22 protein-coding genes are annotated in these 23,235 nt (G+C 74.8%); 12 read left to right on the forward strand and 10 right to left on the reverse strand.

The genetic code is table 11. The annotated features are described in order from the left end of the window. Positions 1 to 4 precede the first annotated feature (4 nt). On the forward strand, positions 5 to 586 hold the full coding sequence (locus AB0I60_RS22040; RefSeq protein ID WP_360732476.1) for a PadR family transcriptional regulator: 582 nt from the start codon (positions 5 to 7) through the stop codon (positions 584 to 586). On the opposite strand, the gene AB0I60_RS22045 is transcribed toward AB0I60_RS22040, so the two are convergent. Then, positions 573 to 878 carry a hypothetical protein gene (locus AB0I60_RS22045; RefSeq protein ID WP_360732477.1) on the reverse strand — a complete coding sequence of 102 codons (306 nt, stop codon included), beginning with the start codon at positions 876 to 878 and terminating at the stop codon, positions 573 to 575. The genes AB0I60_RS22040 and AB0I60_RS22045 overlap by 14 nt on opposite strands. Here AB0I60_RS22045 and AB0I60_RS22050 point away from each other — a divergent pair. Both AB0I60_RS22050 and AB0I60_RS22055 read left to right on the forward strand, forming a co-directional pair. Next, a complete protein-coding gene (locus tag AB0I60_RS22050) occupies positions 864 to 3,287 on the forward strand; it encodes a DEAD/DEAH box helicase (RefSeq protein WP_360732479.1) in 2,424 nt (807 codons plus the stop codon). The genes AB0I60_RS22045 and AB0I60_RS22050 overlap by 15 nt on opposite strands. Beyond that, a complete protein-coding gene (locus tag AB0I60_RS22055) occupies positions 3,284 to 4,381 on the forward strand; it encodes an SWIM zinc finger family protein (protein WP_360732481.1) in 1,098 nt (365 codons plus the stop codon). Before AB0I60_RS22050 ends, AB0I60_RS22055 begins: the two co-directional genes overlap by 4 nt. A 51-nt stretch (positions 4,382 to 4,432) precedes the next feature. Here AB0I60_RS22055 and AB0I60_RS22060 read toward each other — a convergent pair whose 3' ends face one another. Together AB0I60_RS22060 and AB0I60_RS22065 are read right to left on the reverse strand one after the other, a co-directional pair. Then, positions 4,433 to 4,645, reverse strand: coding sequence for a DUF5703 family protein (locus AB0I60_RS22060; RefSeq protein WP_360732483.1), 213 nt, complete (start codon positions 4,643 to 4,645; stop codon positions 4,433 to 4,435). Further along, positions 4,642 to 5,634 carry a hypothetical protein gene (locus AB0I60_RS22065; RefSeq protein WP_360732485.1) on the reverse strand — a complete coding sequence of 331 codons (993 nt, stop codon included), beginning with the start codon at positions 5,632 to 5,634 and terminating at the stop codon, positions 4,642 to 4,644. The genes AB0I60_RS22060 and AB0I60_RS22065 overlap by 4 nt, the downstream gene beginning before the upstream one ends. A gap of 178 nt (positions 5,635 to 5,812) precedes the next feature. Here AB0I60_RS22065 and AB0I60_RS22070 point away from each other — a divergent pair, with 178 nt between their 5' ends. Beyond that, the gene (locus tag AB0I60_RS22070; RefSeq protein ID WP_360732487.1) at positions 5,813 to 6,898 is read left to right on the forward strand and encodes a hypothetical protein; all 1,086 of its coding nucleotides are present in this window, start codon (positions 5,813 to 5,815) and stop codon (positions 6,896 to 6,898) included. A 163-nt stretch (positions 6,899 to 7,061) separates the two neighbouring features. Here AB0I60_RS22070 and AB0I60_RS22075 read toward each other — a convergent pair whose 3' ends face one another. Then, positions 7,062 to 8,027 (reverse strand): aldo/keto reductase, encoded by a 966-nt coding sequence (locus tag AB0I60_RS22075; protein WP_360732489.1) that lies wholly within the window; start codon positions 8,025 to 8,027, stop codon positions 7,062 to 7,064. A 215-nt stretch (positions 8,028 to 8,242) separates the two neighbouring features. On the opposite strand from AB0I60_RS22075, the gene AB0I60_RS22080 reads away from it, so the two are divergent. From AB0I60_RS22080 to AB0I60_RS22090, 3 genes are read left to right on the forward strand one after another with little or no spacing between them, the layout of a single operon-like run. After that, a complete protein-coding gene (locus AB0I60_RS22080; protein WP_360732490.1) occupies positions 8,243 to 9,292 on the forward strand; it encodes an LLM class F420-dependent oxidoreductase in 1,050 nt (349 codons plus the stop codon). Continuing rightward, positions 9,289 to 10,113: an undecaprenyl-diphosphate phosphatase gene (locus tag AB0I60_RS22085; protein ID WP_360732492.1), complete on the forward strand. Its 825-nt coding sequence runs from the start codon at positions 9,289 to 9,291 to the stop codon at positions 10,111 to 10,113. The genes AB0I60_RS22080 and AB0I60_RS22085 overlap by 4 nt, the downstream gene beginning before the upstream one ends. A 9-nt stretch (positions 10,114 to 10,122) precedes the next feature. Beyond that, positions 10,123 to 10,821: a histidine phosphatase family protein gene (locus tag AB0I60_RS22090; protein WP_360732493.1), complete on the forward strand. Its 699-nt coding sequence runs from the start codon at positions 10,123 to 10,125 to the stop codon at positions 10,819 to 10,821. A 386-nt stretch (positions 10,822 to 11,207) separates the two neighbouring features. On the opposite strand, the gene AB0I60_RS22095 is transcribed toward AB0I60_RS22090, so the two are convergent. Further along, positions 11,208 to 12,371: a site-specific integrase gene (locus AB0I60_RS22095; protein ID WP_360732494.1), complete on the reverse strand. Its 1,164-nt coding sequence runs from the start codon at positions 12,369 to 12,371 to the stop codon at positions 11,208 to 11,210. A gap of 78 nt (positions 12,372 to 12,449) precedes the next feature. Here AB0I60_RS22095 and AB0I60_RS22100 point away from each other — a divergent pair, with 78 nt between their 5' ends. After that, complete coding sequence (locus tag AB0I60_RS22100) at positions 12,450 to 12,758, forward strand: helix-turn-helix domain-containing protein (RefSeq protein ID WP_360732496.1); 309 nt, start codon at positions 12,450 to 12,452, stop codon at positions 12,756 to 12,758. A gap of 14 nt (positions 12,759 to 12,772) precedes the next feature. Here AB0I60_RS22100 and AB0I60_RS22105 read toward each other — a convergent pair whose 3' ends face one another. From AB0I60_RS22105 to AB0I60_RS22120, 4 genes are read right to left on the reverse strand one after another with little or no spacing between them, the layout of a single operon-like run. Next, a complete protein-coding gene (locus AB0I60_RS22105) occupies positions 12,773 to 13,495 on the reverse strand; it encodes an MBL fold metallo-hydrolase (RefSeq protein WP_360732498.1) in 723 nt (240 codons plus the stop codon). Then, positions 13,492 to 14,466, reverse strand: a complete 975-nt coding sequence (locus AB0I60_RS22110) for a hypothetical protein (RefSeq protein ID WP_360732500.1) — start codon at positions 14,464 to 14,466, stop codon at positions 13,492 to 13,494. The genes AB0I60_RS22105 and AB0I60_RS22110 overlap by 4 nt, the downstream gene beginning before the upstream one ends. A 47-nt stretch (positions 14,467 to 14,513) precedes the next feature. After that, positions 14,514 to 15,758, reverse strand: coding sequence for a DUF6596 domain-containing protein (locus AB0I60_RS22115; RefSeq protein WP_360732502.1), 1,245 nt, complete (start codon positions 15,756 to 15,758; stop codon positions 14,514 to 14,516). Continuing rightward, a complete protein-coding gene (locus AB0I60_RS22120) occupies positions 15,755 to 16,126 on the reverse strand; it encodes a YciI family protein (RefSeq protein ID WP_360732504.1) in 372 nt (123 codons plus the stop codon). The genes AB0I60_RS22115 and AB0I60_RS22120 overlap by 4 nt, the downstream gene beginning before the upstream one ends. Before the next feature lie 105 nt (positions 16,127 to 16,231). Between AB0I60_RS22120 and AB0I60_RS22125 the strand changes: the two genes are divergently transcribed. After that, a complete protein-coding gene (locus tag AB0I60_RS22125; protein ID WP_360732506.1) occupies positions 16,232 to 16,666 on the forward strand; it encodes a nuclear transport factor 2 family protein in 435 nt (144 codons plus the stop codon). Here AB0I60_RS22125 and AB0I60_RS22130 read toward each other — a convergent pair whose 3' ends face one another. Then, the gene (locus AB0I60_RS22130) at positions 16,667 to 18,040 is read right to left on the reverse strand and encodes a PLP-dependent aminotransferase family protein (protein WP_360732508.1); all 1,374 of its coding nucleotides are present in this window, start codon (positions 18,038 to 18,040) and stop codon (positions 16,667 to 16,669) included. A 46-nt stretch (positions 18,041 to 18,086) separates the two neighbouring features. Here AB0I60_RS22130 and AB0I60_RS22135 point away from each other — a divergent pair, with 46 nt between their 5' ends. From AB0I60_RS22135 to hrpA, 3 genes are all read left to right on the forward strand, one after another. Further along, positions 18,087 to 18,527, forward strand: coding sequence for a carboxymuconolactone decarboxylase family protein (locus AB0I60_RS22135; RefSeq protein WP_360732510.1), 441 nt, complete (start codon positions 18,087 to 18,089; stop codon positions 18,525 to 18,527). Continuing rightward, the gene (locus tag AB0I60_RS22140) at positions 18,524 to 19,264 is read left to right on the forward strand and encodes an isocitrate lyase/phosphoenolpyruvate mutase family protein (RefSeq protein WP_360732512.1); all 741 of its coding nucleotides are present in this window, start codon (positions 18,524 to 18,526) and stop codon (positions 19,262 to 19,264) included. The genes AB0I60_RS22135 and AB0I60_RS22140 overlap by 4 nt, the downstream gene beginning before the upstream one ends. A 67-nt stretch (positions 19,265 to 19,331) precedes the next feature. Then, a complete protein-coding gene (gene hrpA / locus AB0I60_RS22145) occupies positions 19,332 to 23,234 on the forward strand; it encodes an ATP-dependent RNA helicase HrpA (protein WP_360732514.1) in 3,903 nt (1,300 codons plus the stop codon). The last annotated feature ends 1 nt before the right edge of the window (position 23,235 follow it).

Genomic DNA, 23,235 nt, shown 5'->3' on the forward strand with positions numbered 1-23,235 from the left:
CGCGATGTCGGCGACGAGGCTGCTGGTCCTCGGGGTGGTGCGCGGGTACGGCCGCGCGCACGGCTACCTGATCGGCAACGACCTGATGTCGTGGCGCGCGGGGGAGTGGGCCAACGTCAAGTGGGGCTCGCTCTACCACGCGCTCAAGCAGTTGACCAAGGACGGCTGCCTGGTGGACGAGACGGTGCCGCCGTCGCGCACCGATTACACCCTCACCGCGAAGGGCGAGCAGGAGTTCCAGCGGCTGCTGCGCGACGCGCTGCGCCGCCCGGAGACCCGCCCGGACACGCTCGCGGCCGGTCTGGCGCTGCTGCCGTCGCTGACCCGGCAGGAGGCGGTGGCGCTGCTGCGGGAGCGGCTGGCCGCGCTGGAGGAGCGCGCCGCACAGGCCCGCGCGGAGGTCCGGGGGTGGACCGAGCCGCCGCACGTGCGGGAGCTGTTCGGGCTGTGGGAGCACACCGCCGACAGCGGCGCGGCGTGGACGCGGGGGCTGCTGGAGCGGTTGGCGGCGGGCGCGTACCCCATGGCGGGGGAGCGCGACTCGCCCGGACGGCCCGGGAGCTGGGCTACACTCAAACTTGAGTAGCTGAGGGGGAGCTCTGAACACCGGTCTCGAACGCTGCGCGGTCGTCTTCGAACCAGCCGACCCGCCCCGCACGTCGACCGTCGCCTTCTACGGCGACGACCTGCCCGAACCCGGCCCCGGGCAGCACCCCGGCGACCTCGACGTCGCCCGCCCGGACGGCACCCGCGCCCGCGTCGCCGCGCTGCGGCTGCCGGTCGCCGACGCCCTGCCGCTGCTGTCCCGGGCCCGCCGCGACCCGCGCGCCCACCCGGCCGCCGCGTTCTGGGGCGCGGCCGTCGTGCTGGCCCTGCACCTGGTCGCCCGGGGCCGGGTGCGGCCCGCCGTCACCGAGGGCGACTTCGACGCCTGGCGGCTGGGCCCCTTCGACACCGCCGACACCCGCCGCGTGCACGACCTCGCCGCCGCCATGCCCGCGCACGCCCGCGCCGTGCCGCTGCCCGGCCGCGACCCGCTGGAACTGGCCGAGGCCGAACCGCTGCTGCGCGCCTTCCTCGACGCCGTCGCCGACACCGCCCCGCGCGGCGCGGCGGCCGTGCACGCCGCCGGCGGCCCGGCGTTCGCCGCCGTCGCACCGCAGCGGGTGCCGCACCTGCGCGACTGGGCCGACCAGGGCGTCCGCGTCTCGCTGCGGCTGGAGGGCCTGGAGTCCCTGCGGGCGGTCGTCCAGGTGCACAGCCTCGCCGACCCCGCCGGCGTGCTCGACGCGGCGCTGCTGTGGGCCGGGTCCGACCGCCGGGCGCAGGCCGACGCCATGGTCGCCGTCCGGCGGGCCGCCCGCGCGTGGTCGCCGCTGGAGCGCCTGCTCGACCTGCCGGTGCCCGACGAGGTGGCGCTGCTGGACTCCGACGTGGAGCACCTGCTGCGCGACGGCGCGGTGCGGTTGGCCGCCGTCGGCGTCGAGGTGCACTGGCCCAAGGACCTCGTGCGCGACCTGTCCGCCCGGGTCGTCCTCGGCGGCGACCGGGGCGACCGGCCCTCGTTCTTCGGCCCCGACCAGCTCACCTCCGTGGACTGGCAGCTCGCGCTCGGCGACGACCCGCTGACCCCCGAGGAGCTCGACCGGCTCGCCGAGGCCCACCGGCCCGTCGTGCGGCTGCGCGACCGGTGGACCCTGGTCGACCCCGAACTGGCCCGCCGCGCCCGCGAGCGCGCGCTCAAGCCGGTGACCGCCATCGACGCGCTGGGCGCGGCGCTGACCGGCGTCGCCGAGGTCGACGGCGAGCAGGTCCCCGTCGCCGCCACCGGGTGGCCCGACGAGCTGCGCGCCAAGCTGTCCCTGCTCGACGCCGAACCGGTCGAGCCGCCCGCCGCTCTGCGGGCCACGCTGCGCGACTACCAGCTGCGCGGCCTGCGCTGGCTGGACCGGATGACCTCGCTGGGCCTGGGCGGGTGCCTGGCCGACGACATGGGCCTGGGCAAGACGGTCACGCTGATCGCCCTGCACCTGCTGCGCGCCGCCGGCCCCACCCTCGTGGTCTGCCCGGCGTCGCTGCTGGGCAACTGGCAGCGCGAGATCGAGCGCTTCGCCCCCGGCACGCCCGTGCGCCGCTACCACGGCGCGCGCCGCGAGGTCGCGCGCGAGGGCTTCGTGCTCACCACCTACGGCACCATGCGGGTCGACGCCGCGCGGCTGGCCGAGGTGGAGTGGGGCATGGTCGTCGCCGACGAGGCCCAGCACGTCAAGAACCCCGCGTCGGAGACCGCCAAGGCGCTGCGCCGCATCCCCTCGCCCGCCCGCGTCGCGCTCACCGGCACCCCGGTCGAGAACAGCCTCACCGAGCTGTGGGCCGTGCTCGACTGGACCACGCCCGGCCTGCTGGGCACGCTGCCCGCGTTCAAGGCGCGCTGGGCCAAACCGGTCGAGGCCGACCGCGACCCCGTCGCCGCCGCCCGGTTCGCCGCCCTGATCAGGCCGTTCCTGCTGCGCCGGCGCAAGTCCGACCCCGGCATCGCGCCCGAGCTGCCGCCCAAGACCGAGACCGACCAGCCGGTCGCCCTCACCCGCGAGCAGGCCGCGCTGTACGAGGCGGTGGTGCGCGAGCTGATGGCCGAGGTCGCCGAGGCCGACGGCCTGGCCCGGCGCGGCCGGATCGTCAAGCTGCTCACCGCCCTCAAGCAGGTGTGCAACCACCCCGCCCAGTACCTCAAGGAGGCCGAGCCGGTGCTCGCCGGCCGCTCCGGCAAGCTGGAGCTGCTCGACGAGCTGGTGGACGCGATCCTCGCCGAGGACGGCGCGGTGCTGGTGTTCACCCAGTACGTGGCGATGGCCCGGCTCATCGGCAGGCACCTCGCCGCGCGCGGCGTGAGCAGCCAACTCCTGCACGGCGGCACCCCGGTGCCCGCCCGCGAGGAGATGGTGCGCCGCTTCCAGGCGGGCGAGGACCCGGTGTTTCTGCTCTCCCTCAAGGCCGCCGGCACCGGCCTCAACCTCACCCGCGCCGACCACGTCGTGCACTACGACCGCTGGTGGAACCCGGCCGTGGAGGACCAGGCCACCGACCGCGCGTACCGCATCGGCCAGACCCGGCCGGTGCAGGTGCACCGGCTCATCGCCGAGGGGACCGTCGAGGACCGGATCGCCGGGATGCTGCGCGCCAAGCGCGCCCTCGCCGACGCCGTGCTGACCCGGGGCGAGGCCGCGTTCACCGAGCTGACCGACGACGAACTGGCCGACCTGGTCGAGCTGAGGGGTGGGGCGTGACGGAGCGCGTGAAGGGGTTCCCGGCGTTCGGCAAGGGCGTGCGGCACGCCCGCTCGTGGTGGGGCCGCGCCTGGTCGCAGGCCGTCGAGGACACCTCGCTGGACCAGGCCCCGCTGCGGCAGGGCCGCAAGTACGCCCACGCCGGGCTGGTCGGCACCATCACGGTCAGCCCCGGCCTGCTCTCCGCGACCGTCTACGACACCGAGGACACCTACCACACCACCGTGCGGCTGACCCCGTTCACCGACGCCGAGTGGCGGCGCTTCCTCGGCCAGGTCGCGGCCAAGGCGGGCCACCTGGCCGCGCTGCTGGACCGGGAGATGCCCCGCGAGCTGGCCGAGGCCGCCGACGACGCGGGCGTGCGGCTGCTGCCCGGGATCGGCGACCTCGACCCGGAGTGCACCTGCCCCGGCTGGGAGCTGCCCTGCCGGCACGCCGCCGCGCTGTGCCACCAGGCGTCGTGGCTGCTCGACGCCGACCCGTGGGTGCTGCTCCTGCTGCGCGGTCGCGCCCAGGACGAGGTGGTCGCCGGGGCCCGGCCGGCCGCCGGCGTCCGCGCGGTCGACGCCTTCGCCGCGCCGCCCGCCGACCTGCCCGACGACCCGCCGCCGGCCGAGCCGGGCCCGCTGCCCGAGTTCGAGCCCGTCGACGGGCTCGACGTCGAGGCGCTGGCCCTGCTCGTCGCCGACGCCGCCGCCAAGGCCCGCGACCTGCTGCTCACCGGCCGGCTGCCGGTGCTCGACGAGCGCCGGGACGCCATCCGGATGGCGGCCGGCCACCCCGGCCTGGCCGCCCGGCTGCCCGCTTCGGCGCGCGAGGTTGCCGCGTGGCGGCAGGGCGGACCGGTGGGGCTGGAGGTGCTGGAGGAGCCGTGGACGCCGGCGAAGGCCGACGCGCACCGCGCGCACGCCGCGTGGCGGGAGGCGGACTTGCCCGAGGCGGCGGTCTGGCGCAACCGGTGGACCGTGCGCGACCGGCAGGTGCGCTACGGCCGGGACGGCCGCTGGTACCCGTACCGCGCGCGGTCGGGCGGGTGGGAGCCCGCCGGCAGCGCGGGACGCGACCCCGCTGCGGCGCTCACCGACACCGACTGACCACCACAGGTGTGGTACCACACCTGTGGTACGTGCTCTGACCTGCGCGAACTAGGTGATCACGTCCGGCAGGGCGGCGGCCGTGCGCTTGCGGCGCAGCCACACCTTCCGGGAGCCGTCGCCGAACAGCAGCGTCCGGGACAGCTCCCAGCCCGAGAACTCCGCGTGGATCGCGAGCTGCGTCGTCGCCGTGCGACGGGAGACACCGGCCGGCAGCCGCAACGGCCGGTACTCCCAGTCCCCGTCGACCACCCCGTCGGTCATGTCCCGATCACCTGCATCCCTTGGCCGTCCCCGGACGCGACGAACACGCGCCCGCTGCCTGGATCAACCGCCACCGAATCCGGCTGGCGGACCGTGGCGTACCGGTGCTTCTCCACCGGCTCCCCGCCCGCGACGTCGAAGGCCACCACCTGGTTGAGCCCGGTCAGCGTGACCCACACCAGGTCCCGCTGCCGGTCGTAGGCGATGCCGTAGGGCGCACCCGGCACCGGGTAGCGCTGCCGCATGATCAGCGGGTCCACCGAGAACGCCATCAGCTCGCCGCCGCGCGTGTCCACCACGAACACCCGGCCGAACCGGTCGGCCACCATCGACGTCGCGCCGTCGCCCGCGCGCAGCCCCGCCCCCAGGCGCGGACCGCTGCGGTCCGGGTCGGGGTCGGCGGACAGGCGCAGGTCGAACACGGCGCTGCGCGGCCGGTCCAGCACCACGGCCTCGTCGCCCACGCCGACCACCTGGTCCGGGCTGGACACCCCGGTCACCGCCCGGTCGTCCACGTCGACCAGCCGGGCGTCCCGGCGGGCCACGACCGTCCGGCCGCCCACCACGGCCACGTCCACCGGGCCGCCGGCCACCTCGCGCCGGGTGGCGGTGCCGTCCGCCCGGACGGTCACCACGACCCCGCTGCCGGGCACCGGTGCCTCCACCGCACCGTCCAGCGCGGTCAGCCGCTCGGCCGGGCCGGGCAGCGGCACCACGACCGGGTCGGCCAGGGTGTCCAGCGGGTACAGCAGCACCGAAGGCGGCTCGGCCACGGCCACCGCGACCCGCCCGCCGGCCACCGCGACGGCCGTCGCGCGGCCCAGCGGGAGCACCGCCCCGTCCGGCGTGCCGGGCTGCGCGGGGGACACCGCGGGCCGGGCCGGTTCCAGCGAGTTGGCCACCTGCAACGGGTCGCCGGAGTCCCCCTCGGTGGAGCAGCCGGAGAGCAGCGCGGTTCCGGTGAGCACTACCGCGGCCAGTCGGCGCAACGTCGAACCTCCAGCTAACCCGAACGCGAATCGTCCTCCCAGCATCCATCACGAATCCACCATCGTCACGCAGGGGGGAGGGTGTTGTCGTTGGTCTGGGAGGGTGGTAGTCGGCGTCCACCCGTACCCCGGCGGGCCTTTCGGCGACTATCCCAGGTGGAACCGGGAGGCGTCGCGGATGACGGTCGAGGAGTTGCGGGCCAGGCACGGGGAACTGCTGCGGGACCGGCGGGTGGTGGACCACCTGGACCCGGCGCGCGCGCCGGCGGGCCGCGCCGCCGGCGGCCACCCGGCGGGCCGGTACCACACGTGGACCCAGGTGGCGTGCGAGCCGGTCCGGACCAGGCTGGTGCGCCTCGCCGACGTGCGCGACCGGCCCGCCGCGTACCGGCGCGACCACCTGCACGACCTCCAGCGCACGCTGGACGCCCTCCAGCCGGAGGTGCTGCACCTGGCCCGCGCGGCGGGCTGGGCGGTCGCCACGCCCGTGCTGGCCGGCGTGTTCCCGACCGGCACCCTGGACGGCCTGTCCGTGCCGGTGCCCGGCCGGGGCGTGCTCGTGCTGGTCAACAGCGGGCTCCTCGACCTGGTCGCCGCCGTGCTCAAGATCATGACCTGCGCGCTGCCCAACTACGGCACGCCGCCGCTGCTGACCTCCGAGCAGGCGTCCTACGCGCTCGCCGAGGCGGTCAACGCCTACCTGTACGGCAACGGCGCGGTCGAGGCCCGGCCGCTGCCCGAGCTGTCCGGCCAGCGGCCCGCCCTGGTCGGCCTGATGCTGCGCCGGGCCACCCAGTTCGTCATCGCCCACGAGGTCGGCCACGTGCTGGCCGGGCACCTGGTCGGCGCGCGCCGCTGGACCGACCCCCACACCCCGGTCGGCGCGCTGGACGCGCAGTCGGTGGGCTGGTCGCGCGAGCACGAGGCGGACCGGATCGCCGCGATGATCATGCTGCGCTCCCTGGACGGCCTGGCCCCGCGCGAGCTGGACGTCCACGAGCCGTGCCTGGTGGGCGCGGTGCTGCTGGTGCTGTTCCTGCACGAGGTGGTCGACCGGCTGGCCGAGGAGCGCGGCCTGGTCGTGCCGTTCGCGGGCAGCCACCCGCCGCCGGTCCGCCGGATCCAGTCGCTCGTGGAGCACCTGGCCGACCAGGCCCGCACGCCGCGCGCACTCGACCTCGCAGCCGACGTCGCCACGTGGCTGGAGGACCAGCTCGGCGGCGTCCGCGAGTGGTTCCGGCTGGCCGACGAGGTGCGGATCTGACCTCGGTGGAGTCGGCCTCCGCCCCACCCCGCCGAAGGTGCCGCACCACGGGGGCGTCGACGTCCGACCGCAGTGGCACTCCGCTCCACGTCCCGGCCGACCTCCCGACCGGGCACGCGGCCCGTCGCACCGGGAACGCCGGGCTCCCGGCGCCGCCCGGCGGTCAGCCCATCGGGCGCTCGGGGTAGCCGAACTCCACCGCGCTCACGTCGTCCAGCGCCGCCCGGATCGCCGGCGGCAGGGTCAGCTCCTCGGCCGCCAGCGAGCCCAGCAGCTGGTTGGTGTCCCGCGCGCCCACCACGGGCGACACCACGCCCGGCCGGTCGCGCACCCACGCCAGCGCCACGCACAGCGGCGAGGTGCCCAGGCCGTCCGCCGCCGTCGCCACCGCCTGCACGATCCGCGCCGCGCGTTCCGTGCGGTGCTGCTCCACGTACCCGGCCAGGTGCGCCGACGCGCCCCGCGAGTCGGCCGGGGTGCCGTTGCGGTACTTGCCGGTCAGCACGCCCCGGCCCAGCGGGGCCCACGGCAGCAGGCCGATGCCGTGGTGCTCGGCGGCCGGCACGACCTCGCGCTCCACGCCGCGTTCCAGCAGCGAGTACTCGACCTGGGTGGAGACGATCCGGGTGTGGCCGGGCAGCGCGGCGGCCGTGCCGAGCTGCCAGCCCGAGTAGTTCGAGACCCCGGCGTAGCGGACCTTGCCCGAGGCGACGGCCGCGTCCAGCGCGGACAGCGTCTCCTCCAGCGGCACCGCCGCGTCCCACGCGTGCAGCTGCCACAGGTCGACGTGGTCGACGCCGAGCCGGCGCAGCGAGCCGTCCAGCGCGCCCAGCAGCGCGCCGCGCGACGCGCCGCCGCCGAACGGGCCGTCGTTGCGCCGGGCCACGGCCTTGGTGGCGATGACCAGCTCCTCGCGCGGCACGACCTCGCCGAGCAGGCTGCCCAGGACGCGCTCGCCCTCGCCCTCGGCGTAGACGTCGGCGGTGTCCACCAGCGTGCCGCCGGCCTCGGTGAAGGCCAGGAGCTGGGTGGCGGCCTCGTCCGCGTCGGTGTCGCGGCCCCAGCTCATCGTCCCCAGGGCGGTCCGGGACACCCGCAGTCCGCTGCGGCCGAGGTATCGCTGTTCCACACGACGAAGCCTAAAGGGTGATCGTCGGGCGGGTGGCGCGCGGTGCCTTCCCGCCCGCGCGTGTTCACCCGCACGGGTAGGGCCGGGAAATCGCTGTCCGCCATTCCCGGAAAACGCCGGTCGGACCGGTCTCGGACCGTTCTCGGAATGGGTCGGCGGGGTCCTGGGGGAGGCCCTCTGGCGCATTCGGTTACCCGCCGGTAGGGTCCGGTCCCGTGCGACTGGGACTGAACCTCGGGTACTGGGGCGCGGGCAACGACGCCGCGAACCTCGAACTGGCCAAGGAAGCCGACCGGCTGGGCTACGCGGTGGTGTGGGCCGCCGAGGCGTACGGCTCCGACGCCCCGACCGTGCTGGCCTGGGTGGCCGCGCAGACCGAGCGGGTGGACGTCGGCAGCGCGATCCTGCAGATCCCCGCCCGGACGCCGGCCACCGCCGCGATGACCGCCGCCACCCTCGACACCCTGTCCGGCGGCCGGTTCCGGCTCGGGCTGGGCGTGTCCGGGCCGCAGGTCTCCGAGGGCTGGCACGGCGTCCGCTTCGACAAGCCGCTGGGCCGCACCCGCGAGTACGTCGACATCGTGCGCGCCGCGCTGCGCCGGGAGCGGCTGCGCTACGACGGGCGGCACTACACCCTGCCGCTGCCCGACGGGCCCGGCAAGGCGCTCGCCCTCACCGTGCACCCGGTGCGCGAGGACATCCCCGTCTACCTCGCCTCGATCGGCCCGAAGAACGTCGAGCTGACCGGCGAGATCGCGGACGGCTGGCTGGGCATCTTCTTCTCCCCGGAGCACTCCGGCGCGTCGATCGAGGCGTTGCGGACGGGCCGGGCCAAGGTCGGCCGGACGCTCGACGGGTTCGACGTCGTGCCCACCGTGCCGCTGTCCACCGGCGACGACTGGCGGGCCTGCGCCGACCGGGTGCGCCCGTACGCGGCGCTGTACGTGGGCGGCATGGGCAGCCGGGAGAAGAACTTCTACAACGACCTGGCCGTCCGGATGGGCTTCCCCGCCGAGGCCGCCGAGGTCCAGGACCGGTACCTGGCCAGGGACTACGACGGCGCGATGGCCGCGCTGCCGGTGGAGTTCCTGGACGCGACCTCGCTGCTCGGACCGCGCGAGCGGATCGCCGAGCGGATGCGGGCCTACGCCGAAGCGGGGGTCACCACGCTGACGGTTTCGCCCATGCTGCAAGATCTCGATCAGGGGATCGCGGCACTGCGTACCGCGTCCGAGGCATTGGATCTGGCAGGAGTGGGTAGTTGAGCTGGTTGCAGGCTCTGGTTCTCGGACTCGTCCAAGGACTGACGGAATTCCTGCCTATTTCGTCGTCGGCGCACGTGCGGATCGTGTCGACGTTGTTCTTCGGCAACGACGCCGGCGCGTCGTTCACCGCCGTCATCCAGCTGGGCACCGAGCTGGCGGTGCTCATCTACTTCGCCAAGGACATCGGCAACTTCATCGCCGCGTGGTTCAAGGGGCTGTTCAGCAAGGCCGCGCGGCAGACCGAGGACTACCGGATGGCCTGGTACGTGATCATCGGGTCCATCCCGATCAGCGTGCTGGGCTACATCTTCAAGGACGAGATCCGCAGCCAGCTGCGCAACCTGTGGATCACCGCGACCGTGCTGGTGGTGTTCGGCCTGCTGCTGGGCCTGGCCGACCACGTCGCCAAGCACGCGCGCACCAAGCTGGAGCTCAAGGACGCGGTCGGCATGGGCCTGGCGCAGGCGCTGGCGCTGATCCCGGGCGTGTCCCGTTCCGGCGGCACGCTCACCGCCGGCCTGTTCCTCGGCCTGGACCGGGCCGCCGCCGCGCGCTACTCGTTCCTGCTGGCGCTGCCGGCGGTGTTCGGCGCGGGCATCTTCTCCATCCCGGACGTGCTGGACCGCTCCGAGCCCAACGCCGCGTCGGTGCCGCAGATGGTCGTGGCGACGGTCGTGGCGTTCGCGGTCGGCTACGCCACCATCGCGTGGCTGCTGCGCTACGTCTCCAAGCACAGCTACTCGGCGTTCGTCTGGTACCGGCTGCTGCTGGGCATCGTGCTCATGGGCCTGCTGTCGATGGGTCTGCTCAACCCGACATAGGGTGGTGCGGTGGCTACCGTGATCCTGCTCCGACACGCCCGCTCCACCGCCAACGGGTCGGGCGTGCTCGCCGGCCGGCAACCGGGCGTCCGGCTCGCCGGTCGGGGCGAGGAGCAGGCGGCGGCGCTGGTCGGGCGGCTGGCCGGGGTGCCGGTCGACGCCGTGGTCACCTCGCCGCTGGAGCGCTGCCGGCAGACCGTCGCGCCGCTGCTGGCCGACCGGGGCCTGACCGCCGGGGTGGAGCCGGAGCTGGCCGAGGTCGAGTACGGCGACTGGACCGGCCGCGCGCTCAAGGAGCTGCTCGCCGAGCCGCTGTGGCAGGTCGTGCAGCAGCACCCCTCGGCCGCCGTGTTCCCGGGCGGGGAGGGCCTGGCGGCCGTGCAGGCGCGCGCGGTGGCCGCGATCCGCGCCCACGACGCGCGGGTGACCGCCGAGTTCGGGCCGCGCGCGGTGTGGGTGGCGTGCAGCCACGGCGACGTGATCAAGGCGGTGCTCGCGGACGCGCTGGGCGTGCACCTGGACGGCTTCCAGCGGATCGTGGTCGACCCGGCGTCGGTGTCGGTGGTCCAGTACACCGAGACCCGGCCGTTCGTGCTGCGGGTCAACGACAACGGCGGCGACCTGTCCGGCCTCGTGCCGCCCGCCCCGCACGACGGGCAGGCCCCGCCCTCGTCGGACGCCGTCGTCGGCGGGACCACCGGGGCGTAGCGCTCGCGGGTCCGGGCGGGGCGCGAGGAACGACTTGCGAAGCTCACGTGTGGCCCCCGGACAGTGCAGGGTAGTCCGGGGGCCACCGGTCGGGCGGCGGAACGCCATCGGCCGGGGCGGTCGACCAAGTGAACTGATCGTATGGGCGTTAAAGCGGTGGTGAATGCTCCCTTTAGACGCGAGCGATTCTCACATTTAGCCCGGCAACGCAGGTCAGACATGTGCCGAACGCTCGCAAATCTAGCAAAACCGCAGCTCAAACTATGTGGAAACGCTCTGTGAACAAATCCTGGCAAGCGGTCTTGCGGAGCATTTCGCTGCGCCGTTCGGCCGCGTCCGAAAGCAGGGAGCTTGTTTACAGTTAACAACCGGTCGTGCGCTGTGCGTCACAGTCCGAGGCGGGTGACAGCGTTGTCCTCCAACGGGTTCGCCGTCCGGATGTAGCGGTGCACGGTGCGCGGGTTGGTCCAGCGGCCCTGCCGCATGATCTCCCGGTCGCTCGCCCCGCCCAGCGCGGCCTGCGTGGCGAACCCGGCGCGCAGCGAGTGGCCGCCGAACAGCGCCGGGTCCAGGCCCGCCTTCGACGCGTACCGCTTCACCACGTCCGACACCGCCTTGTCCGACATCGGCCGCGCGCCCAGCCGGCCGTGCCGGCTCACCGACGGGAACAGCGGCCCGGACAGCGGTCGGGGCCGGTAGGAGTGGCAGCGGTGGGTGTGCGGGGTCTCCGGCTCGTCCTCCAGCAGCGCCCTCGGGTCCGCCGCGGTCAGCACGTCCGCCCAGTCCGCGAACGCGCACACCGGGCAGGTCGGCCGCCGCGCGCCCCGGGGCAGCACGACGGTCTGGCGGTGCGCGCCGGTCCGGTCGGTCTTGGTGACACCGAGCTGCACCAGCAGCAGCGGCTCGTGGGTGCGCGGGTCGACGTCGACCACCACGTCGGCCAGGTCCAGCGCCGCCAGCTCGCTGCGCCGCAGCGCGCCCGCGAACCCGACCAGCAGCAGCAGGGCGTCCCGCCGGCGGGCGGCCCCGGACGGCCAGCCGGGCGCGGGTCGCTCGGCGAGCAGCGCCTCCAGGGTGTCCAGCAGCACCGGCCGCTTGCGGCGGGGCTGGTCGCGGTGGGTTCGCCGGATGCCGCGCAGGGTCAGCCGGACGACGTCCGAGCGGGTGGGGGAGGGCAGGCCGCCGGCGGCGTGCACGGCGGCGATCGCCGCCGCCTTGCGCTCCAGCGTGGACGGGCTGAACGCGGGGGAGCCGTCCGGCTTCGCGCCGCGCGCGGCCACCGCGAGGTACACCGCGACGTCCACCGGGTCGGCGGGCAGCGCCTGGCGGCCCTCGCGCTCGCACCACGCGGCCCAGGCCACCCAGTCCGACCGGTAGGCGCGCAGCGTGTTGGGGGACTGGGCGGCGTGCAGGTAGCCGGCCAGGGCGGCGGCCTGCTCGTCGTCGAAGCGGCGGCGCACCTGGTCCAGGGCGGCGACGTCGACCAGGGCCGGGTGGGTGACGCGCTCCAGTCCGGCGCGCACCGGTTCGGGCAGGCTCACGGTGATCACCCTATCAGTGTCAATAATGTAAATTCCTTCAGTGATCACTGGAATCAATCCTTGACACCGGTCGCTACGATCCCGCTCATGCGCGCTCTACAACACCCGGACGTGGAGGACCTGAACCTCTCCTCGGTGCTGAGCGCGCTGGCCGACCCGATCCGGCTGCGGATCGTCGCCGAGCTGGCGCGCTCGGGCGGGATCGTGTGCGGCCAGTTCGACGTCCCGGTCAGCATGTCGACGCTGTCGCACCACCTGAAGGTGCTGCGCGAGGCGGGCGTGCTCCGGGTGACGCCGCAGGGCAGCTACCGCACGCACGAGCTGCGGGCCGCCGACATGGAGCGCCGGTTCCCCGGAGTGCTCGACTCCATCACGCGCGCCATCGGGGTCGCCTGACCGGCGTCGCGCGCTCACCCCACGGGGTGGGTCTCGTGGTCGTGCGCGGCGGGTGCGCCGGCGCGGTCGACGGCCTGGTGCTCGGTGAGGGTGTGGCCGATGTGGGTGAGCAGCAGCCGGCCGGCGCCCCGGGCGGCGTCGGCCGCGTCCTCGGGGGTGCAGTGGTCGGGGCGGGGCTCGGCGCCGTCGGCCTCGCACAGGAACAGGTCCGCGCCGGCGGCGAGGTCGTGCAGGGCTCGGCACGGGCCGGTGTCGCCGGAGTAGGCCAGGGTCCGGTCCCCGTGGGTGGCGCGCAGGCCGAACGCGGGCAGGCCGTGCTCGACGGCGCGGCTGGTCAGGACGAGGTCGCCGACCTCGGCGCGGTGGCCGTCGTGCAGCTCGTGCACCTCGAACGCGGCGTGCGCGGGGTTGGGCCCGGTGCTCGCGAGGAAGTGCTCGAGGCGGGCGGCCAGTCCGGGCGGCCCGTAGAGGGGCAGCGGTCGGGTGGGGCGCAGGTCGGCGTGGAGCAGGGCGTAGTAGGCGGGCAGCAGGTCGGCGGCGTGGTCGGCGTGGGTGTGCGAGATCCACACGGCGTCGAGCCGGTCGGGGGTGGCGTGGCGCTGGAGGTTGGCCAGGGTGCCGGGGCCGGCGTCGACCCAGACCGAGGTGGTGGCGGTGCGCAGCAGGTAGCCGGAGCAGGCGTGGTCGGGGCGCGGGTAGGGGGTGGCGGTGCCCAGGACGGTGAGGGTGAAGGTCACGGCGCAGTGTGCCGCAGGACGTGCACGCCCGCCGCTGTTTTGAGGTAGGCCCAGGTGGTGGTGCCGTTGGTGGCGAGGCCGACGTGCGAGGCGGAGGTGCGGGCGAGGTCGTCGGGCAGGGGGACGGGGGTCCAGCCGTCGCCGGTCCAGCGGTGGTAGGAGGGGCGGGTCTCGAAGCTGCGGCGGCCGGCGCGGACGCCCCAGGTCCAGCCCGGTGCGACGCCGTGCAGGCTGAGCCGGTCGTGGTCGGCGGGCGGGGGCACGGGGTGCCAGCGGTGGCCGTCGTAGTGGTGCAGTTGCAGGCCGTCGGTGTCGTGGGTGTGGGCCAGCCAGAGGTCGTCGGGGGCGGTGGCGGCGAGGCCGGTGACGTGGCCGTGGTCGGGGCGGGGTCCGTGCAGGTCGGTCCAGGTGTGGCCGTCCCAGTGGACGAGGACGGGGTACTCGTAGGCGGCGGCCCCGGCCCCGGTGAGGCCGCCGCCGCCGGCCCAGACGTCGTCGGGCGCGGTGGCGGTGATGGTGTGCAGGGTTTCGCGGGTGGAGGTGAGGGTGGTGGTGCGGGTCCAGTGGCGGCCGTCCCAGTGCAGGGTGTCGCTGCCCGCGCCGACGACGTGGACGTCGTCGGGGGTGATGGCGGCGACGGCCTTGGCCCAGGGGAGGGCGGGGGTGTCGACGGTGTGCCAGCGGGTGCCGTCGTAGTGCAGGACGAGGGGGCGGCCGGCGCTGTTGCCGACGGCCCACACGTCGTCGGGGCCGGTGGCGGAGATGCCGGCGAGGCTGGCGGCGGTGGTGAGACCGGGCAGGGCCTCCTCGGTCCAGTCGACGCCGGTCCAGCGCAGGACCAGGGGTGCGGAGGGCCTGCTGGTGAACACGCCGGTGGTGCCGGCGAGCCAGGCGTGCCCGGTCGTGGTCGTGGCCAGGCCGGCCAGTGCGGTGCTGGGCGGGAGTGCCGGCACCGGCACGGGTCGGAACAAGCTGGTTTCTCCTTCGACGTGTCCCCCGACGCATCGCAGGGTCTACCTCACCAGTCCTGGGGTCCTCCGGTATCCGCCGAACGGCGGTTTGTCGTTGATCGCCGCCGCGCCGGGGGGTGGGCGCGGGCTTCGAGGTAGCGGCGTTCGGGGAGGTTGAGGGTGGTGCGGGCGGCCTGTTCGTAGTGGGTGCGGGCGGCGTCGTGGTCGCCGGCGAGGTCGAGCAGGTGGGCGCGGACGGCGTGCGCGCGGTGGTGGCGGGCCAGTGCGGGGTCGGTCTCGGCGGCGTCGAGGCGGGCCAGGGCGGTGGTGGGGCCGTGGACCATGGCGGTGGCGACGATCCGGTTGAGCGCGACCACGGGGCCGGGCGCGATGCTGTGCAGCAGGTCGTAGAGGGTGAGGATCTGGGGCCAGTCGGTGTCCTGGGCGGTGGTGGCCTCGGCGTGCACGGCGGCGATGGCGGCTTGGAGCTGGTAGGGGCCGATGGGCGCGGTGGCCAGGGCGTGGGTGATCAGGCGGGTGCCCTCGGCGATGGCGTCGGCGTCCCACAGCGCCCGGTCCTGGTCGGCGAGGGGGACCAGGTCGCCGTCGGGGGTGGTGCGGGCGGGGCGGCGGGCGTCGGTGAGCAGCATGAGGGCGAGCAGGCCGGTGGTCTCGCCGTCGGGTGGGAGGGCGCGGGTGAGCCGGATGGCCTCGGCGGTGAGGTCGACGCGGTGCAGGGCGTCGCCGGAGCCGGCCGTGTGGCCCTCGGTGAACACGAGGTAGAGGACGTGGCGGACGGCGTCGAGGCGTTCCTCGCGCCGGTCGGCGGGTGGTGGGGCGAAGCGGGTGCCCTTGATCTTCTGCTTGGCGCGGCTGATGCGCTGGGCGATGGTGGCTTCGGGGACGAGGAACGCGCGGGCGATCTCGGCGGTGGTGAGGCCGCCGACCGCGCGCAGGGTGAGGGCGACCTGGGACGGCGGGGTGAGGGCGGGGTGGCAGCACAGCGCGAGCAGGGTGAGCGTGTCGTCCACGCCCGGCACGGGGTCGGGGTCGGGCGGGGTGAGGGCGAACGCGGTCTCCTCGCGGCGGCGGCGGGCGGTGTCGGCGCGGTGGGCTTCGATGCGGCGGCGGGAGGCGACGGTGATCAGCCACGCCTTGGGGTTGGCGGGGAGGCCGTCGGCGGGCCACTGGCGGGCGGCGGCGAGCAGTGCCTCCTGGACGGCGTCCTCGCAGGCGTCGAAGCCGCCGTGGTGGCGGACGAGGGCGGTGAGGACCTGGGGCGCGAGTTCGCGGAGCAGGGGGTCGAGGGTCACGGCGCGAAGTCGGCGAGGTCGCGGACGGGGCGGACCTCGACCAGGCCGAGGCGGGCTTCGGGGATGCGCCAGGCGATCTCGACGGCGCGGTCGAGGTCGGGGCAGTCGACCAGGTAGAAGCCGGCGAGCTGTTCCTTGGTCTCGGCGAAGGGCCCGTCGGTGGTGGTGGCCTGGCCGTCGCGCAGGACGAGCCGCTTGGTGCGCGCCGGGTCGGTGAGGGCTTCGGAGGCGAGCAGTTCGCCGGTGGCGGCCAGGTCGTCGTCGAGCCGGGCGTAGGCGGCGAGGCCGGCGGCGCGCTCGTCGGCGGGCAGGCCGTCCCAGATGGCGCGGGACTCGGGGTTGGCGTGGATCAGGATCAGGTACTTCACGGGTGCTCCGAAAGTGGTGTCGCGGGTCGTGTCGAGATCCGGGTCCCGGTGTCGACGTCCGAGGTGGCGGCACCCGCTGGGGGTGCTTTCGGTGGGAGGACGATCATGGGTGACGGGACGCGGATCGGGGACATGGTCGCGCGGCGGGCCGAGGCGATGCGCGCGGGGGACGCGGAGGCGTTGACGGCGGACTACCTGCCGGAGGCGGTGGCGTTCACGTTGGCCCCGCCGTTGCGGCACACCGCGCCGCAGGTGACCGACCCGGAGGTGCTGCGGGCGTGGTTCGCCGGGTTCGCGGGCGCGGTGGACTACGAGGTGCGGGACCTGGAGGTGGTGGAGGGTGACGGGGTGGCGTTCTGCCACTCGCTGCACCGGTTGTCGGCGGTGCCGAGGGGTGGCAGCGAGGCGTTCGTGCTGTGGTTCCGGTCGACGTTGGGGTTGCGCGAGGTCGACGGGCGGTGGCGGATCGCGCACGAGCACGCGTCGACGCCGTTCCACATGGACGGGTCGATGGCGGCGGCGGTCGACCTGACGCCCTGATCACCGGTCGGCGAGCACCCGGGCGAGGGCGCGCAGGGCCGGTCGGTAGGCGTGTTCGGCGGGGGTGCCGTAGCCGACGACCAGGCCCTGCGGCGCGTCCGGGTCGGGTCGGTGGCGGTGCTCGCCCAGGCGGCCGAAGACCAGGCCGCGCTCGGCTGCGGCGGTGGTGGCGGCGTCCTCGTCGGGGTGGTGGACCAGGGCGTGCAGGCCGGCGGACACGCCGTGGGCGGTGTGTCCGCGCAGGATTTGCAGGAGCAGGTCGCGGCGTCGCCGGTAGCGCAGCCGGGAGGCGCGGACGTGCCGGTCGTAGCCGTGGCCGGTGATCAGGTCGGCCAGGGTGAGCTGGTCGAGCGCGCCGGTCCGGTGGTCGGCGTGCCGCTTGGCGTCGGCGACCGGGTCGACCAGCCGGGGCGGGAGCACCAGCCAGCCCAGCCGGACGGCGGGGCCGAGGGTCTTGGACGCGCTGCCCGCGTAGACCACGTGGTCGGGTGCGGTGCCCTGGACCGCGCCGACGGGTTGCCGGTCGTAGCGGTACTCGCCGTCGTAGTCGTCCTCCACGAGGAGCGCGCCGGTGGCGCGGGCCCAGGCGACGAGGGCGTGCCGGCGGGCGGGGTGCAGGGTGACGCCGGTCGGGAACTGGTGGGCGGGGGTGACGACGGCGGCGGCCACGTCGGGGGGCGAGTGCGCGCCGTCGCGGTCGACCGGCAGCGGCACGACCTCGCGGCCGGCGCGGCGCACCACCTCGCGGTGGAAGGCCAGGCCGGGGTCCTCCATGGCGACCGGTCCGTCCAGGACGCCCGCGAGCAGCGACAGGCCCTGCGCGCAGCCGGTGGTGACGACGATGTGGGCGGGGTCGGCGTGCACGCCCCGGGTGCGGCCGAGGTAGTCGGCCAGGGCGCGGCGGAGTTCGACCCGGCCGCGCGGGTCGGTGCAGTGGTGCGCCCAAGCGGGGGAGGTGAGTGCGCGGCGGGTGCTGCGCAGCCAGTCGGCGGTGGGGAAGGCGGTGGGGTGGGGGCTGCCGGGCCGCAGGTCGTGGTGCGGCGCGGTGGCGGGCCCGCCGGGTGCCGGGGCGGCGGGGCGCGGGCCGGTCAGGGCGGCGACCCGGGTGCCGGCGCCCCGGCGTGCGGCGAGGTAGCCCTCGGCGACGAGCTGGTCGTAGGCGGCGGCGACGGTGTTGCGGGCCAGGCCGAGTTCGACGGCGAGCCGGCGGGTGGCGGGCAGGCGCGCGCCGGGGGTGAGGCGTCCGTCGCGGATGGCGTCGCGCAGCGCGTGCTCCAGCGCGGCGCGGCGGCCGGTGCCGGGGTCGAGTTCCAGGTGCAGGTCGAGGCCCGACCCGGTATCGGCCCACTCGGTATTGGCCCACTCGTCCGGCACGGGAGTGGACCTTAGCAACGGGCCAAGGGGTTCCTAGGGTGGGGCCATGACGATGACACTGCCGGTGGCCGAGTTGACCCCGGCGACGCTGGAGGCGATGTACGGCCTGTCCAAGGCGTCCAAGCGCAACTCGCTCGACCCCCGGCTCCAGGAGCTGGTGCAGGTGCGGGTGTCCCAGGTCAACGGGTGCGCGTACTGCGTCGACCTGCACACCGGCGAGGCCCACGCGGCGGGGGAGGAGCAGCGCCGGCTGGACCTGCTGCCGGTGTGGCGCGAGGCACCCGGCTTCGACGGGCGGGAGCGCGCCGCGCTGGCCCTGGCCGAGGCGGTGACGGCGCTGCCCGCCGGGGTGCCCGAGGCCGTGCGGGAGGAGGCCGCGCGGCACTTCGACCAGCAGGAGCTGGCCGAGCTGCTGTGGGTGGTGGCGACGATCAACACCTGGAACCGGGTGGTCGCCACGACCGGTGCCTGGCAGGTGTCCCGGTGAGCCGGGCCGCCCTCGCCGCCGCGCTGCGCGCGCTGCACGTGCCGGGCCGGCCGGTCGTGCTGCCGAACGTGTGGGACGCCGCGTCCGCGCGGGTGGTCGCCGCCGCGTTCCCGGCGGTGGCCACGGCCAGCGCGGCGGTCACCGCGTCGCTGGGCTACCGCGACGGCGAGGACATGCCCGCCGACGAGGCGTTCGCCGCCGTCGCCCGGGTGGTCCGCGCGGTCGACGTGCCGGTCACCGCCGACGTGGAGCGCGGCTACCGGCTGCCGCCCGCCGAGGTCGCCGCCCGGCTGGCCGACGCTGGCGCGGTCGGCTGCAACCTGGAGGACTCCGACCCGGCCACCTCGGAGTTGGTGGCGCTCGCCGAGCAGGTCGAGTTCCTGGGCGCGGTGCGCACCGCCGACCCGGACCTGGTGCTCAACGCCCGGGTGGACGTGTTCCTGCGGCCCGACCCGTCGTTCGAGGCCGGGGTGGAGCGCGGGCGCGCCTACCTGGCGGCGGGCGCGGACTGCGTCTACCCGATCGGGCTGGCCGCCGACCGGGTCGCCGAGTACTGCCGCGCCGTGGCGGGCCCGGTCAACCTCGCCCACCACGCCGGCGGGCCGACACCGGCCGAGCTGGGTGCGCTGGGCGCCGCCCGGGTGAGCTTCGGGCCGGGCCTGCACCGCCTGCTCACCGCCCACCTGGAGGGGCTGGTGGCGGGCATCCGCGACGGCGGTTCGCCCTACCGGCCGTGATCCGCGCCGCGACCGGGCCGATATTCGGCGGCCCCGGTCGCGGCGCACCACTATCCTGATCGGCAGCATGAACACCACCGCGCACTCCGACCTGCACCGACGCCTGTCCGACCTGATGTCCGGGGACCAGCGGCGGCTGGGCCGTCGGCTCGACGGGGCGCGCAGGGTCCGCGACGGCGCGGCCCGCGACGCCGTCCACGCCGAGATCGCCGCCGAGATCGAGCGGGCGGAGTTGCGCGTCGCGCTGCGCCGCGACGCCGTGCCGAAGGTCACCTACCCGGCCGAGCTGCCGGTCAGCGCGCGCAAGGACGACATCGCCGCGCTCATCCGCGACCACCAGGTGGTGATCGTCGCGGGGGAGACCGGGTCGGGCAAGACCACCCAGATCCCCAAGATCTGCCTGGAGCTGGGCCGGGGCGTGCTCGGGCAGATCGGGCACACCCAGCCGCGCCGGCTGGCCGCCCGCACGGTGGCCGAGCGGGTCGCGCAGGAGCTGGGCACCGAGCTGGGCCAGGCGGTGGGCTACAAGGTCCGGTTCACCGACCAGTCCGGCGACGACACGCTGGTCAAGCTGATGACCGACGGCATCCTGCTGGCCGAGCTGCAGTCCGACCGGACGCTGTCGCGCTACGACACGATCATCATCGACGAGGCGCACGAGCGCAGCCTCAACGTCGACTTCCTGCTGGGCTACCTCAAGCAGCTGCTGCCCCGCCGGCCCGACCTCAAGGTCGTCATCACCTCCGCCACGATCGACCCGGAGCGGTTCTCCCGGCACTTCGCCGACGCCCCGATCATCGAGGTGTCCGGCCGCACCTACCCGGTCGAGGTGCGCTACCGGCCCGTCGTGGACCCCGACGACCCGGAGGCCGACCCGGACCGCGACCAGACCCAGGCGATCTGCGACGCGGTCCGCGAACTACAGGGCGAGGGCCCAGGCGACGTGCTGGTGTTCCTGTCCGGCGAGCGGGAGATCCGCGACACCGCCGACGCGCTGGCCGCCCTGGACCTGCCGAGCACCGAGGTGCTGCCGCTCTACGCGCGGCTGTCGTTCGGCGAGCAGCACCGGGTCTTCCAGCCGCACCGGGGCCGCCGGGTCGTGCTGGCCACCAACGTCGCCGAGACGTCGCTGACCGTGCCCGGCATCAAGTACGTGGTGGACCCGGGCACCGCGCGGATCTCCCGCTACAGCAACCGGCTCAAGGTGCAGCGGCTGCCCATCGAGCCGATCTCGCAGGCGTCGGCCAACCAGCGCAAGGGCCGCTGCGGCCGGGTCTCGGCGGGCATCTGCATCCGGCTCTACAGCGAGGACTCGTTCGACGCGCGCCCGGAGTTCACCGACCCGGAGATCCTGCGCACCAACCTCGCGTCGGTGATCCTGCAGATGACCGCGATCGGGCTGGGCGACATCGCCGCGTTCCCGTTCATCGACCCGCCCGAGGCGCGCAACGTCAGCGACGGCGTGCAGCTGTTGCAGGAGCTGGGCGCGATCGTGCCCGCGAAGCAGGAGCTGACCCCGCTGGGCCGCAAGCTCGCCCAGCTCCCGGTCGACCCGAGGCTGGCCCGCATGGTGGTCGAGGCCGACCGCAACGGGTGCGTCCGCGAGGTGATGGTGATCGCCGCCGCGCTGTCCATCCAGGACCCCCGGGAACGCCCGTCGGACAAGCAGCAGGCCGCCGACGAGCAGCACAACCGGTTCAAGGACCCCGACTCGGACTTCCTGGCCTACCTCAACCTGTGGCAGTACCTGCGCGAGCAGCAGAAGGCGCTCTCGTCCAACCAGTTCCGCAAGCTGTGCCGCGCCGAGTTCCTCAACTACCTGCGGGTGCGGGAGTGGCAGGACGTCTACACCCAGCTCCGCCAGGTCGCCAAGACCCTCGGCGTGCACGTCAACGAGCAGCCCGCCGAGCCGCGCAACGTGCACCTGTCGCTGCTGTCCGGGCTGCTGTCGCACATCGGGCTCAAGGACGTCGTCAAGCGCGACCCCGGCAAGCGCCAGTCGGCCGAGTACCTGGGCGCGCGCAACGCCAAGTTCGCCATCTTCCCCGGGTCGGCGCTGTTCCGGAAGCCGCCGCAGTGGGTGATGGCCGCCGAGCTGGTCGAGACCTCCCGGCTGTGGGGCCGGATCGTGGCCCGCATCGAACCCGAGTGGGCCGAGCAGCTCGCCGGGCACCTGGTCAAGCGCACCTACAGCGAGCCGCACTGGGAGGCCAAGCGCGGCGCGGTGATGGCCTCGGAGAAGGTCACCCTCTACGGCGTGCCGATCGTCGGCGCCCGCAAGGTGAACTACGGGCGGGTCGACCCGGAGCTGTGCCGCGAGCTGTTCATCCGGCACGCCCTGGTGCAGGGGGAGTGGACCACCCACCACAAGTTCTTCCACCACAACCGGGCGCTGCTCGACGAGGTCGCCGAGCTGGAGAACCGGGCCCGCCGGCGCGACATCGTCGTGGACGACGACACCCTGTTCGAGTTCTACGACCAGCGCGTCGGCCCGGACGTGGTGTCCGCCCGGCACTTCGACACCTGGTGGAAGAAGACCCGGCACGCCCAGCCCGACCTGCTCACCTTCGACAAGGCGATGCTGGTCAACGAGCGCGCCGAGGTCACCCCCGAGGCGTACCCCGACGCGCTGACCCGGGGCGGCATCGCCATGCCGCTGACCTACCGGTTCGAGCCCGGCACCGCCGTGGACGGGGTCACCGTCCGGCTGCCGCTGCCCGCGCTGACCTCGGTGCCCGACGACGCGCTGTCCTGGCAGGTGCCCGGCCTGCGCACCGAACTGGTCGTGGCGCTGATCCGGTCGCTGCCCAAACCCGTGCGGCGCAACTTCGTGCCGGTGCCCGACGTGGCCGCCGCCGCCCTGTCGCGCATCGACCCCGACGAGCCGCTGCTGCCCGCGCTGGAACGCGAGCTGCGCGCGCTGACCGGCGTGGTCGTGGCGCGCGAGCAGTGGCAGCTCGACCTGGTGCCCGAGCACCTCAAGCTCACCTTCCAGGTCGTGGACGAGCACGACCGCGAACTGGCCCAGGGCAAGGACCTCGGCGCGCTCAAGCAGCAGCTGCGCGGGCAGCTCCGGGAGACCCTCGCCGCCGCCGCGGCCAACCTCGCCCGCACCGGCCTGACCACGTGGGACCTCGACGAGCTGCCCCGGACCGTGCAGCGGCGGCAGTCCGGGATCGTGGTCACCGCCTACCCGGCGCTGGTCGACAAGGGCGACAGCGTCGCCGTGGAGGTCCTCGACACCCCCGGCCGCCAGGAGGCCGCGATGCGCCGGGGCACCCGGCGGCTGCTGCTGCTCACCGTGCCCTCACCGGTCAAGCTGCTCCAGCGCGGCCTGACCAACGCCGAGAAGCTCACCCTCACCCGCAACCCGCACGGCGGCGTCGCCGCGCTGCTCGCCGACTGCATCTCCGCCGCCGTCGACCACCTGGTCGCCTCGGCCGGCGGGCCCGCGTGGAACGCCAAGGGCTTCACCCGGCTCACCGAGTACGTGCGCAAGTACCTGGGCGAGACGGTGTTCGACGTCGTCCGCGAGGTCCGCAACGTGCTCGACGCCGCCCAGGACGTCGAACTGCGCCTGGCCGGGGTGAAGGGCGCGGTCTACGACGACTCCGTGGCCGACGTGCGCGCCCAGCTCGCTGGCCTCGTGCACGACGGTTTCGTCACGGAGGCGGGCGCGTCCCGCCTGTCCGACATCCACCGCTACCTCCAGGGCATCTCCCGCAGGCTGGAGAAGCTGCGCGAGAACGTGCGCCGCGACCAGGACTGGACCGACCGCATCCACCAGGTCCACGCCGAGTACCGCGACCTGCGCACCCGGCTGCCCGCCGACGAGCCGCACCCCGAACTCGACGAGGTGCGGTGGATGATCGAGGAACTGCGGCTGAGCTACTTCGCCCAGACCATCCCCACCCGTTACACGGTGTCGGACAAGCGGGTGTTCAAGGCACTCGACGCCGTCCCCCGGTAGC

Source organism: Actinosynnema sp. NPDC050436 (assembly GCF_040655415.1).
Taxonomy (GTDB): domain Bacteria; phylum Actinomycetota; class Actinomycetes; order Mycobacteriales; family Pseudonocardiaceae; genus Actinosynnema.